Source organism: bacterium, assembly GCA_035371905.1.
Taxonomy (GTDB): domain Bacteria; phylum Ratteibacteria; class UBA8468; order B48-G9; family JAFGKM01; genus JAMWDI01.
In genome coordinates, this window is sequence record DAORXQ010000049.1 from 1 (window position 1) to 13,418 (window position 13,418).

The window sequence follows — 13,418 nt, forward strand, 5'->3', positions numbered from 1 at the left end:
AAAATTAAAGTAATAAAAATGAAGTTGTTTTTCAAAAAGTGGAAAGGAATTATAGGGCTTGTTATTTTCTGTCTTTTAATTTTTGGTTTAATTGTCTTTTTAATAATAAAAGATAAAAGGAAAACAGTTGCGGTTGTTAATGGATATAAAGTTACAATTGATGAGATAGTTGAAAAAATTGAAAGTTCTCCTGAAATTTATAAGGAATATTTTTTTGTTGACCCTAAAAGTGTTATAGATGACTATGTTAATCAGATTTTGCTTTTTCAGTATGCTAAAAAATATGAAAGAAAATTGAGAAAAAAAGTTGAAAGCAAAATAAAAAATTATTATATGGAGGTTTTAACACAGGTATTTGTTGAGGATATTCTTTCAGATACAATTAAGATTTCTGATGAAGAGATTTCTAACTATTACAACAGTCATTTACAGGAGTTTGTAATTCCTGAAAGAGTTCAGATTTCAGAAATTGTCGTAGATACAAAAGAGAAAGCAGATGATATTCTGAATAGATTGCGTCTTGGAGAATCATTTGAAAAAATCGCAGAAACAGAATCAATAGCACCCACGAGAGAAAAAAGAGGTGAAATTGGCTGGATTGAGGTGGATAAATTAAATCCAGAAGTGTCTTCTTTGATTACCCAGATGAAACCGGGTGAGATTCTTGCAAATATTATAAAGACAGAAATGGGCTATCATATAATAAAATTGACAGGAAGAACAGAAAAAAGAATTTTAACACTTACAGAAGCAACTCCTATGATAAAAAATTTACTTATATCCCAGAAGAAAAAAGTAGAAGTTGAAAACCTTATGAAAAAACTTAAAGAAAAAAGTAAAGTTATAATCTATCCAAACAAAATAGAAATTTTAAAGGAGAAAATTAAATGAAAAGATTTTTAATATTTTTCTTTTTATTTGTTTTAACTGTTTTTGGAGAAGATAAAATTGTTGCTATTGTGGGAAATAAGCCAGTATTTGAAAAAGAAGTAGTTTTGAGAAGTAAAAGAGATAAAATAGATTATCCAATAGCATTACAGGTTTTGATTGAAGAAAAATTACTTCTTTATCAGGCAGAAAAAAATAAAATAGAAGTTAGTGATGAGGAAATAAAGAATGAAATAGAAAGAATTAAAAAAAATTTCCCATCTTTGAAAGAATTTTATAATTATTTAAATGAAAGGCAGATAAAAATTTCACAACTTCGGGAAGAAATTGAAAATTCTTTAAAAATAAGAAAACTTATAAGAAATGAAGTTATTTCAAAAATAGAAATCACTCCTGTAGAAATTGCAAATGAGATGAAAAAAATTGAAGAAGAGTACAATGAATATGAGTTTTTTTTCAAATGGTTTGATAATGAAGAAGATGCAGAAAAATTTGTTAGAAACTTTAATACGGAAAGTTTAAAAGAGATGGAGTTAGCAAAACTCAAAAGTTCAGAAATTATAGAAGAAATTTTAGAAAAGATTTCAAAAATGGAGAAAGAAAAAATTTCTTTTCCATTTAAAATTGGAGAAAAATGGATTGTTATATACCTTAAAGAAAAAACACATTTAGATGCGGATAAACTTGAAATATACAGGGAGGCAAAGGATAGAATTTTTAAAATAAAGTATTCACTTTTATACAGAAATTTTATTGAAGAACTTAAGAAAACAATCCCTGTAAAATTTCTCTGATGAAGAAAATTATCGGTATAACATTAGGAGACCCTGCAGGTATAGGTCCTGAAATATTGTTGAAAGGATATGAAAAAATCAAAAATCTGAAAAATTTTATTCCTCTTATAATTGGCGATATCCCTGTTATTGAAAAAAACATTGAAAATTTAAGGATAGAGTTGAATATAAATGAAGTAAGAAAAAAGGAAGACATAAAAGAAGATTTTTTTAATGTTTATAGTACAGGTATTATAAAAAACAAAAATTTCCCAGTCGGCATTGACAGTAAAATATGTGGTAAAGCATCTTTTAAGTATGTTATAGATGGGATAAATCTCTGGAAGAAAAGAATTATTGATGCTATTGTAACGCTTCCTATATCCAAAAAAGCATGGCATCTTGCAGGATATAATTATTCAGGACATACTGAACTGCTTGCAGAAAGATTAAATGAAAGAAAATATGCCATGGTAATGATTGCCGAAAATTACAGGGTATTGCTTCTTACAACCCATATTCCATTAAAGGATGTTTTTAAATATCTGAATGAAAGATATATAACAGAAAAAATAAAAATTGGATATGAATTTTTAAAAAAATTAAGAATTAAAAATCCAAAAATTGGAGTATGTGGTTTAAATCCTCATGCAGGTGAAAATGGTGTTCTTGGTAAAGAAGAAAATGAGATTTTAAAACCAGTAATTGAAAAAATAAAAAAAGAAGTGATAAATATAGAAGGTCCATTTCCAGCAGATACAATTTTCAGAAAAAAATTTGACTTAATAATTGCAATTTATCACGACCAGGCACTTATTCCACTCAAGACATTTTATTTTGAAAAACTTATAAATTTTACTGCCGGTATAAAACTTTTAAGAACAAGTCCTGGACATGGAACTGCTTTTGATATTGCTTATAAGAATAAAGGAAATCCAGAAAGTTTTATCAGTGCATATAAATTTGTTATAAAATGCTTTGAATAAAATGAAATTTTTAATTTTAAAAGAAATAAGAAAACTGATAGAAACAGGAAAAATAGATATAAAAAAAAATCTTGGACAGCACTTTTTAATTGACAGAAATGCAAGGGATAAATTACTTTCTTTTGCAAATCTGAACAAAAGGGATACTGTTGTTGAAATTGGTCCTGGACTTGGTTCTTTGACTGAAGGTATAATTGAGAATGTAAAGGAATATTATGGTTTTGAAATAGATGATGACTTTTGTAAATTCCTTGAAGAAAATTTTTCTGAATATAAAAATTTCCATTTAATTAAAAATGACTTTTTAAAATCAGACGAAAATTTCTGGAATTCATTTAAAGGAAAGATTAAAGTTATAGGAAATACCCCATATTATTTAAGTTCTCCAATAGTTTTTCATATACTTAAATTTTACAGAAAAATAAAACTTGCTCTGTTAACCGTCCAGAAAGAAGTAGGTGAAAGATTTGTTGGTAAACCAGGAAGTAAACAGTACTGCCCAATTTCTGTATTACTTTACTTTTATACTGATACAAAAATATGCTACTTTTTGAATAAAAATGTTTTTTATCCAAGACCCAAAGTAGAATCAGTTGTTGTTAAAATTGTGCCATTAAAAAAACCGAGAATAAAAATAGAAAATGAAAAAAAATTTTATGAATTTCTTCCTTTAATTTTCAGTTATAGAAGAAAAAAACTTACAAATGTAGTTAAAAGAGTTTTTAAAATTGAAAAAGATGTGCTTGTAAAAGAACTTTCAAATTATGAAATTTTACCACAGAAAAGGGTTGAACAACTCACTCCTGAAGAAATCTTTCAACTTTTTAATATTATAAAATCTATAAAAAATTCACCGGATAAAAATTTGGTTTAAAATATAAAAAGGAGTATAATAAATTAGTCAGTTGAAAAAACATGTCAGAAAAAAACTTGTCAAAGAAATAATTGAAACTTACTTTTTAATTTTATCTTTTAAAAAGGAGGAAAGAAAATGGCAATGTGGATTGGAATTAATAGGAAAGCGCGCGTTTGTTATGGTTTTGATGATATTTCTCTTGTTCCTGGAACTGTTACTTTAAATCCTGAAGAGGTTGATATAAGTACTCAAATCTGTTCTTACAAACTTGATATTCCTGTTTTTGCTGCTGCAATGGATGGTGTTGTTGACCCTAAATTTGCAGTTTTATTTGGGAAATTTGGAGGAATTGCAGTTTTAAATTTAATGGGAATCTATACAAGATATAATGACCCCTACTCAGTAATTGAAAAAATAATTTCCTCTTCTCCTGAGGAATCAACTCAAATTATTCAGAATGTTTATAAAGAACCTGTTAAAGAAAATTTGATAGAGGAAAGAATACATGAAATAAAAAAAAGTGGAGTTATATGTGCAGTAAGTTGTATTCCTCAATATGCAGAAAGGTATCTTGAAATTGCTCAGAGCAGTGGAGTTGATATTTTTGTTGTTCAATCAACTGTAACGACTGTAAAACATATTTCAACAAAATATAAACCACTCGACCTTTACTCATTCTGTAAAAAAGCCAAGGTTCCAATCATTGCTGGTAACTGTGTAACTTTTGAGGTTGCCATTGAACTTATGGATACAGGAGTTTCTGGAATACTTATTGGAATAGGTCCTGGAGCTGCCTGTACGACAAGAGAGGTTCTTGGAATTGGAGTTCCACAGGTAACTGCAACTTCTGATTGTGCTGCTGCAAGGGATTTTTATTTTAAAAAGACAGGTAGATATGTTCCGATTATTACAGATGGGGGGATGGTAACAAGTGGAGATATATGTAAGGCATTTGCCTGCGGTGCAGATGCTGTTATGATTGGTTCTGCTTTTGTAAAAGCGGTTGAATCTCCCGGTAAAGGATATCACTGGGGGATGGCAACAAGTGATGAGAATTTACCAAGAGGAACAAGAATAAAAGTTGGAACCACTGGAACTTTAAAAGAAATTTTATTTGGACCTGCCAAAGTTGATGATGGAAGTCAGAATTTAATGGGTGCTCTTAAACTTTCAATGGCTTCTCTTGGAGCAAAAAATATAAAGGAGATGCAACTTGTTGAAATCGCTATTGCTCCGAGTGTTAAAACAGAAGGTAAAATATATCAGTCAGTCAAAAAACTTCAAAGAGAAAAATGAAAAAGTTTGTACATCTTCATTTACATACTGAATACAGTTTGCTTGATGGAATGTGTAGGATTGAAGAAGTTGTTCCTCTCGCTCATAAATATGGAATGAATTCTCTGCCAATTACAGACCATGGAACAATGGCAGGTATTATAAAGTTTTATTCAAGTTGTATTGAGAGTGGTATTAAACCCATAATTGGAAGTGAAATGTATGTTGCTCCAAAGTCGCGATTTGATAGAAAAACAGATGAACAGAGATCATCATTTCATTTAACCTTACTTGCAAAAGATAAAGATGGTTATAAAAATTTAATGAAACTCTCAACCATTTCTTATCTTGAAGGTATTTATTATAAACCAAGGATAGATAAAGAGGTTTTATCTCAATATTCTAAGGGACTTATAGGACTTTCAGGATGTCTTCAGGGAGAGATAGCATGGTATTTAAGAAACGATGATTTTCAGAAAGCAATTGAAACTGCGGGAATTTATTCTGAAATCTTTGGAAAAGATAATTTTTATATTGAAGTTATGCTTTTAAATATGGAGGAAGAGAAAAAAATTGTAACACTTTTAATTGAATTGAGTAAAAAGACAGGGATTAAACTTGTTGCTACAAATGATTGTCATTATATTTATAAAAATGATAAACTTGCACATGAAATTCTTTTATGCATTCAGACAAGGACAAAAATAGATGACCCGAATAGATTCAAATTTCAAACAGACCAGATATATTTTAAAAAACCTGAAGAAATGATAGAAACATTTAAAGAAATTCCAGAGGCAATTGATACAACATTAGAAATAAGTGAAAAATGTAATCTGACCTTTGATTTTGGGAAATATCACCTTCCAAAATTTACTCCACCTTCAAATAAAACGGTTGATGAGTTTCTTGAAGAACTGATTAAAAAGGGTTTAAAGGAAAAATTTGGAATTGAAGTAGATAATCTTGAAGGAAAAAGTGATAACGAAATTCTTAAAAGAGTATCTTATGAGTTTAAAATTATAAAACAGATGGGATTTTCCGGATACTTTTTAATAATAAATGATTTTGTAAATTATGCAAAAAGTAAGGGGATAAGAGTTGGTCCGGGAAGGGGTTCTGCTGCAGGAAGTTTAATCGCTTATTTACTTGATATAACTCAAATAAATCCAATTTCTTACAACCTTATTTTTGAAAGATTTTTAAATCCCGAGAGAATAAGTTTACCGGATATAGATATTGATTTCTGTGATAGAAGAAGGGAAGAAGTTATTGATTATATCAAGAAAAAATATGGAGAGAATAATGTGTGTCAGATAGGAACTTATGGTACAATGCAGGCGAGAGCGGTTGTTAAAGATGTTGGCAGGGTTTTGAATTTTACATTTACAGAAGCGGATAGAATTTCAAAACTTATTACCCATGAACATGAAACACTGAAACAGGAACTGAATGAAAATCCAGAATTAAAATCCCTTAAAGAAAGTGATGAAAAGATAAAACAGTTATTTGACATTTCAGTAAAACTTGAAGGACTTGCAAGGCATTCATCCATACATCCTGCAGGTATTGTAATAACTGAAAGGGATGTAAGTGAGTATGTTCCCTTATTTAAAGGTCAAAATGGTGAAATTGCAACTCAATATGAATTTGAATGTATAGAGAAAATTGGGCTTTTAAAAATAGATATACTCGGACTTAAAACACTTTCAGTTATAGAAGACACACTGAATTTAATAAAAGAGAGAAAAGGGATTGAAATTAAAGAATTCCCTTTTGATGATGAGAAAACATATCAATTACTGTCAAAAGGAGAAACAATAGGTGTATTCCAACTTGAAAGTGAAGGGATGCGAAATTTGTTGAGAGAAATTCAGCCGCAGAAATTTGAAGATATTATAGCGGTTTTGGCTTTATACAGACCGGGTCCAATGAAAAGCGGTATGGTCAGAGAATATATTGAAAGAAAAAAGGACCCATCAAAAATTAAATATGACCATGAGATTCTTGAAGAAATTTTAAGTCCAACTTATGGAGTAATACTATATCAGGAACAGGTAATGCAGATAGCAAATAAACTCGCAAACTTCTCAATGGGAGAAGCAGATGTTTTAAGAAAAGCGATGGGTAAGAAAATTCCCTCTGAAATGGAGAAAATGAGGGAGAAATTTGTTAAAGGAGCAGTTTCCAACGGTGTAAAAAAAGAAATTGCAGAAAAAATATTTGAAAATATATCAAATTTTGCTGGCTATGGATTTAATAAATCACACAGTGCTGGTTATGCTTTAATTTCATATCAAACAGCATACTTAAAAGCAAATTATCCTCTTGAATTTATGACAGCCCTTTTAAACAGTGAAATTGGGAATCAGGACAAAATAGCAGAATATATTGAGGAATGCGAGAGAATGAATATATGGATTTTACCGCCTGACCTATGTGAAAGCGATGAAAAATTCAAAATTTTCGGTAATGATATAATATTTGGACTTTCTGCAATTAAAAATGTCGGTTCTGCTGCTATAAAATCAATTCTTGAAAGCAGAAAGGAAGGTGATTTTATTTCTCTTTACGATTTCTGTGAAAGAGTTAATTTAAGGAGTGTAAATAAGAAAGTAATTGAAAGTTTGATTAAATCAGGAGCATTTGATTATCTTGGAATTTATCGTTCACAACTTTTTGCAATGATAGATGATGCGATTGAACACGGAAATAAAATGCAGAAACTTAAAGATGAAAATCACGTTGAAATTTTTACATCAAAAGAAATAAAAAAGTTAACACCTGCTTTAAATGGTGAAGCAATCAAGTCCTTACCAGAATGGCCACAAACAAAACTTCTGTCTTATGAAAAAGAAATGCTTGGTGTATATCTTACAGGACATCCTATTGAGAAATACGTTGCTCTGATAAAACTTTATTCAATGCCATTTTCACAGATTGAAAAGATTAAAGATGGAGAAACAGTTATCTGGGGAGGCATTCTTACGGATATTAAAAGAACAACAACAAAGAAAAAGGCAGAAAAAATGGCAATAGGTGAAATAGAAAATATAGATGGAAAAATAAAAGGGCTTTTCTATCCAAATGTTTTTGCAGAGTTTTCGCAGTTTATAAGAGCAAATAATATTATTTTTGTTAAAGGAAAATTGAAGAAAGACCAGGATGAAATTAAAATTATAGTTGATGATGTTGCCACTATAAATAATGTTAAAGAAAAATTTTTAAGGAAAGTTGAAATTGACCTTAAAATACCTCTGGGAGATGATAAATTTGAAAAAGTAAAGGATTTATTTTTAAGATTTAGAGGGGACTGTCCTGTTTTTATAAACATAATTACAAATGATAATAAAAAGATTAAAATTAAACCGAGAAACTTTGGAATAGATTTGAATGAAGAATTTATTGAAGAATTAAAAAAAGTTATTGGAGAGGACTGTTTACATCCTGGAATATAAAAATGGAAAAAATACCCGTAAAACCATTCTGGTGGAAAAACGGACTTTATATAATTGACCAGAGAATTCTTCCAGGGAAAGAGATTGTTTTAAAACTTGATAATGTGAAAAAAGTTTACAGAGCAATAAGAGAATTAAAAATAAGAGGAGCACCTTTAATTGGATGTGTTTCTGCTTATGGAGTGATTGTTTCCTTCCTTGAAAATAAAAAATTGTCTTTTGAAAAAATAAAAGAAAAAATAAAAAAAGATATTAATTTCTTAAAAAGTTCAAGACCAACTGCCTATAATCTTTTTTATGCCTTAAATAGAATGGAAAGAATAGTTGATGATAAAAGTATAAAAGATAAAGAAGAACTGTTTGAAAGATTGCTTGAAGAAGTGGAAAGTATTTATGAAGAAGATTTAAATGCCTGTTATAAAATTGGTGAATACGGAAATAAAATTATAAAAAATGGTATGAATATTTTAACACATTGTAATGCTGGAGGACTTGCAACAAGTGGTTTTGGAACTGCTCTTGCTCCTGTTTTTGTGGCGCATCAGAAAGGTAAAAAAATCCATGTATATGTTGATGAAACAAGGCCTGTTCTTCAGGGAGCAAGATTAACAGCATGGGAACTTGAAAAGAATAAAATTTCCTATACTCTTATTTGTGATAATATGGCTGGATATTTGATGAAAAAGGGTAAAATAGATATTGTAATTGTTGGAGCGGATAGAATTGCAAAAAATGGTGATACAGCAAATAAAATAGGTACATATTCCCTTGCGGTTCTGGCAAATTACCATAAGATTCCATTTTATATTGCAGCGCCTTTTTCAACTTTTGATTTTAATATAGAAGATGGAAGTGAAATACCAATTGAAGAAAGAAATGAAAATGAGGTTAAAAAAATTAATGGGAAGTATATATGTCCTTTAAATTCTAATGTTTTCAATCCTGCTTTTGATGTAACACCTGCATATTTAATAACAGGTTTCCTAACTGAAAGAGGGATTTTTAAACCAGAGGAAATAAAAAATCTGGGCGGTTAGCTCAGTGGTTAGAGCGCTTCCTTCACAAGGAAGAGGCCACAGGTTCAAGTCCTGTACCGCCCACATTATTAAAAAACTTTCTTGAATAATTGAAAAAGATATACAATAATTTATCGGATTTTACAGAATTTTTTAAAGAAGAGTATAATAAAAGAGTAAATACTTGCTCAACTACAGGTATAAAACACTGGAATTTGAAAAATTCCAAGTGTTTTTTCTGACGTCTTTTGCCCAGAACAAGTTATAATTACCTTAAACCCTCAAAGATTGAGGGGGTGCTGGTGCGACGAATAAGGAGCACCGATTAGCACGGGTGGCGAGATGGTGAGCCACCCATTTAGGGGAGTTGATACCTTTTGGGGATTTTAAAGGGATTTAAACCCCTTTAAGAAAGAACCGTAGCCTTTTGCCTCATATAAGAATCTAAGTAAAATTTATATACGATGCCTCACATAAAATTCTAAGCGAAAATTTCTTCTTTTTCAATTTTTTCTCCTTTTTCTTTCAATCTTTTTCTCCTTACCATCTCAAACAATTTATCCTCAAGTTCTATCAATTTTTTCTTTATCTCAACTGGATTTAAACTTTCATATACCTCTTTCAATTTCTTTTTCGTTTTTTCGTCTATATTTTCACATTCCATAACTCTTTGATAAGGTGTCTTTGGGTTATTATATATTGTCTTGCTTATCGCTTTCCTTACTTTCATTTCTAACTCCTTCCTCATTTTCTCACCTCCTTTTTCTTCTTATTTTCCAGGAGGCGAGGTATAATTTCAATTAGATTTTTTTAATAAGGCAACGAATCATTTTCGCTTAGATTTTTAATGAGGCAATTCGAAAACTTGACAAATTTTAAAGATATAGGTAGAATATGTATACAAGTTGGCAAAATATGTGTACATATTAAGAAATGAGGACAAAAGCAAAAGAGTTAAAAGAAAAGATTATAGAGTATCTGCTCACCAACTTCAGGGAGAATGGTAAAGAAAAAATAACAGAGGAAAAAATTGCATCATATTTTAAAATAAGCAGAACTCCTGTTAGAGAAGTTTTAAAATCACTTGAGAATGAAGGATTAATAAGTGTAAGGAGAAACAGAGGGATAAAAATAAGAAAATTTTCAAAAGAAGATATTAAAAAAGTTTATGATGTAAGAATAATACTTGAGGAATATGCAATAAAGGAAGCGATTAAAAATTTAAAAGAAGAAAATATAAAAAAATTAAGAGAGTATGTAAGAAATTATAATAAAGCAAGGAAAGAAGGCAAATGGTTGGAAGCCAAAAAGATTGATCAATTATTTCATGAAAAAATAGTTGAACTTTCTGGTAACTGGTATTTAAATTATCTAGTAAAAAAATTGAATGTATTTTCTTTTTTCTTTTCTTTGCCTAAAAAAGACCAGAAATACAGAATAGACCCTAATCCATATTCACATAATAGAATTTTAAAAGCACTGATAAAAAAAGACCATGAAATTGCATCTGAAACAATAAAAAATCATATCTTATGGATAAAGAATTATACATTGAAAAATTTTGAAAAAAGGAGGTGAGGAAAATGAGAAGAAAAGGATTTACATTGATAGAGCTTTTGGTTGTAGTGGCGATAATAGCGATACTTGCAGGGATGTTACTTCCTGTACTGGCAAGAGCAAGAGAAAATGCAAGAAGGGTTACCTGTATGAACAACTTAAAACAAATTGGACTTGCAACACATATTTATGCTCAGGATTATGATGGGTTTATACCTGTTGGTGGAATTCCAACATGGACCTGTGAATGCCCAACAATATGGAGACTGGAAAATGCAACTCACCCTGGATATGTTGGACTTGGGATTTTGTGTATTGGATGGAGACAGACAGGAAGAGGAAGATATTTACCAGACCCTATGTTTCTTCTCTGTCCGAGTGTTCCAAGATATTTTTACTGGGTGAGAAAATATTATCATAAAGGATGGATGTACCAATGGTTTGAGTATCCAAATATTACTTCCAACAATAAGGTTTACAATAATTATGCAAGAAATTTAAGACCATATTCAGATGCAAATACATATAAAGAAACAAAAGCGAAGGTTGATATATGTGCTAAAAAGGGATATATTTGGGTTGCTGATTCTCTGGGTTATTATGCCTGGAATTATGGAAATCCACCCGGTGCGAGTTCTGAAGGATACAGTCATTCAGGAAGAGATAGATTGCCAATGGGATTAAATGTTTTGTTTTTTGATGGCTCTGTAAAATGGATAAATGATCAAGATCATAAACTCCTTTATAAATATCGGTGCAATTCCTATGGAACAGAGAGTTTCTGGACTTTAACAGCAAATGATTTAAAGTAAAAGGAAGAAAATTGCTCGTTAAAATACTTTTTTTTGATTATAGACACATAGAAGTAATAGAAGGATTTGAAAGGAAGATTGAAAGACCTGAGAAATTTAAAGGTAATCCTATTTTTGTTTCGGGCCATCCTCTTGAAGAAAACTGGATTTCTTATTATGGTTCTGTTATAAGAAGACCTGATGGATTATGGCAGACCTGGTATACAACAATAATTAAGGATAAAGGAATTCTTGCACTTGGTTATGCTGAAAGTGAAGATGGAATAAAATGGGAAAGGATTGAGAAAGATGCGATTAAAATAAATAATAAAAATACACATTTTGTTTTTGATAGAGAACCACATGGAGCAAGTATTATTTACGATGAAAAAGAGGAGAGAGAAAACTGGAAATATAAACTGATATGTGGTGCTCATCCTTCCGGATGTATTTCTATTTTTCACAGTAAAGATGGAATTCACTGGCTTCCTGCTCAAAAAAATCCTGTTATAGGAACAAATCCTGATTGTCCGATGTCTCTTTTAAGGCTACCTTCAGGTAAATATGTTGCATATCATCGTCCAGTCCTTGGAGATAGAAGGATAGCAAGGTCTGAATCGTGGGATTTTATTAACTGGTCTGAAGCAAAAATAGTTATAGACCAATCACCTGAAGACCCACCACAGATACAGTTTTATGGGATGGGTGCTTTTCCTTATGGAGAATATGAAATTGGGACTTTATGGATATATCATACAGACAAAAATGATTTTGGATTCTGGAAAATGGAAGGATATCAGGAGCCGGAACTTACCTATACGAGAACAGGTTATGCATGGCACAGAATAGAAAAGAATAGACCATGGATTGAAAGAGGGAAAGAAGATGATTGGGATTGTGGACAGATTCAACCAGCAAGTGCACCTGTTTTTCTTGAAGATGAAATAAGGTTTTATTATGTTGGAACAAGAGCAACACATGGAAAAAGTTTGAAAGAATGGGATAGACCAGAACCAAGATGTGGAATTGGATTTGCAAGTGTAAAAGTGGACAGATTTGTTGGAATAGATGCAAAAGAGGAAGGTTTTTTAATAACAAGACCTTTTTGGACAGAAAAAGGAGAATTTTTTATAAATGCAAAGATTAAAGGGTATGTAAATGTTGAAATTACTGATTTATCAGGGAAATCAATTTCTGGATTTGAGATTGAAAACTCAGTTCCACTGGTTGGAGATTCACTTTATCATAAGTGTAAATGGAAAGGGAATCCGGATAAATCAAAACTTTTAAACAGAGAGATAAGATTTAAAATAAAAGCAAAAGAAGCAACAATTTATTCTCTTATGGCAGGTAGTGAAAAAGAAATTAAAAAATACTGGGAATTTAAAATCCCTTATTTCCCTTACGAAAGAGAGAAAAATTTTCTATAAAAGGAGGATAAAATGAAAAGGTTTTTTTTGATTTTTCTATTTCTTTCATTTTTTTTATTTTCTGATATTTCTTCTTTTCAGACCCAGTATTTTACACCAAAAACAGACCTTGTTACTCCTCATATAAAATGGCTTTCACCTTACAAAAAAGGGGAGATAAATATTTTGTGGATTACACCAAGAAGAGATGGTGGTTTCAGGGAAATAGTTGAATTAAATCAGAGAATGGATATTAATTTTGTTGTTTTTCCTCTTGCAACTCCTGATAAATTTGCAGTTTGGTCAGGTTATTATAAACCTGTTCCTGTTACCAATGAAGAATATGAGAAAGCCCTTGAGGAGAAATTAAAGGGTAAATACGATATCATAGTTATGGGAAAAGTAAGAT

At 30.4% G+C, this 13,418-nt stretch carries 12 protein-coding genes and 1 tRNA gene; 12 read left to right on the plus strand and 1 reads right to left on the minus strand.

Annotated features, from left to right (window positions below; genetic code table 11):
* The 8 genes from PKV21_06205 to PKV21_06240 all read left to right on the plus strand — a co-directional run.
* On the plus strand, positions 1-891 hold an 891-nt coding region (locus PKV21_06205), incomplete at its 5' end, for a peptidylprolyl isomerase (protein HOM27082.1).
* Positions 888-1,682 (plus strand): SurA N-terminal domain-containing protein, encoded by a 795-nt coding sequence (locus PKV21_06210; protein ID HOM27083.1) that lies wholly within the window; start codon positions 888-890, stop codon positions 1,680-1,682. The genes PKV21_06205 and PKV21_06210, both read left to right, overlap by 4 nt.
* Positions 1,682-2,647, plus strand: coding sequence for a 4-hydroxythreonine-4-phosphate dehydrogenase PdxA (gene pdxA / locus PKV21_06215; GenBank protein HOM27084.1), 966 nt, complete (start codon positions 1,682-1,684; stop codon positions 2,645-2,647). Before PKV21_06210 ends, pdxA begins: the two co-directional genes overlap by 1 nt.
* 1 nt (position 2,648) lies before the next feature.
* The gene (gene rsmA / locus PKV21_06220; GenBank protein HOM27085.1) at positions 2,649-3,521 is read left to right on the plus strand and encodes a 16S rRNA (adenine(1518)-N(6)/adenine(1519)-N(6))-dimethyltransferase RsmA; all 873 of its coding nucleotides are present in this window, start codon (positions 2,649-2,651) and stop codon (positions 3,519-3,521) included.
* 117 nt (positions 3,522-3,638) lie between these two features.
* The gene (locus PKV21_06225; protein ID HOM27086.1) at positions 3,639-4,799 is read left to right on the plus strand and encodes a GuaB3 family IMP dehydrogenase-related protein; all 1,161 of its coding nucleotides are present in this window, start codon (positions 3,639-3,641) and stop codon (positions 4,797-4,799) included.
* Positions 4,796-8,236: a DNA polymerase III subunit alpha gene (locus PKV21_06230; protein HOM27087.1), complete on the plus strand. Its 3,441-nt coding sequence runs from the start codon at positions 4,796-4,798 to the stop codon at positions 8,234-8,236. Before PKV21_06225 ends, PKV21_06230 begins: the two co-directional genes overlap by 4 nt.
* Before the next feature lie 2 nt (positions 8,237-8,238).
* The gene (mtnA, locus tag PKV21_06235; GenBank protein HOM27088.1) at positions 8,239-9,273 is read left to right on the plus strand and encodes an S-methyl-5-thioribose-1-phosphate isomerase; all 1,035 of its coding nucleotides are present in this window, start codon (positions 8,239-8,241) and stop codon (positions 9,271-9,273) included.
* Positions 9,264-9,336: transfer RNA gene (locus PKV21_06240), tRNA-Val, on the plus strand. The genes mtnA and PKV21_06240 overlap by 10 nt, the downstream gene beginning before the upstream one ends.
* Before the next feature lie 397 nt (positions 9,337-9,733).
* Here the strand turns inward: PKV21_06240 and PKV21_06245 are convergent.
* Positions 9,734-10,000 (minus strand): hypothetical protein, encoded by a 267-nt coding sequence (locus PKV21_06245; protein HOM27089.1) that lies wholly within the window; start codon positions 9,998-10,000, stop codon positions 9,734-9,736.
* Positions 10,001-10,185: 185 nt separating this feature from the next.
* Between PKV21_06245 and PKV21_06250 the strand changes: the two genes are divergently transcribed.
* From PKV21_06250 to PKV21_06265, 4 genes are all read left to right on the plus strand, one after another.
* Positions 10,186-10,830, plus strand: a complete 645-nt coding sequence (locus tag PKV21_06250; GenBank protein ID HOM27090.1) for a GntR family transcriptional regulator — start codon at positions 10,186-10,188, stop codon at positions 10,828-10,830.
* Positions 10,831-10,835: 5 nt separating this feature from the next.
* Positions 10,836-11,621: a type II secretion system protein gene (locus PKV21_06255; protein HOM27091.1), complete on the plus strand. Its 786-nt coding sequence runs from the start codon at positions 10,836-10,838 to the stop codon at positions 11,619-11,621.
* Between the two features lie 11 nt (positions 11,622-11,632).
* A complete protein-coding gene (locus tag PKV21_06260; protein HOM27092.1) occupies positions 11,633-13,030 on the plus strand; it encodes a hypothetical protein in 1,398 nt (465 codons plus the stop codon).
* Between the two features lie 12 nt (positions 13,031-13,042).
* Positions 13,043-13,418: hypothetical protein (locus PKV21_06265; GenBank protein ID HOM27093.1), on the plus strand; the 376-nt coding region annotated here is incomplete at its 3' end.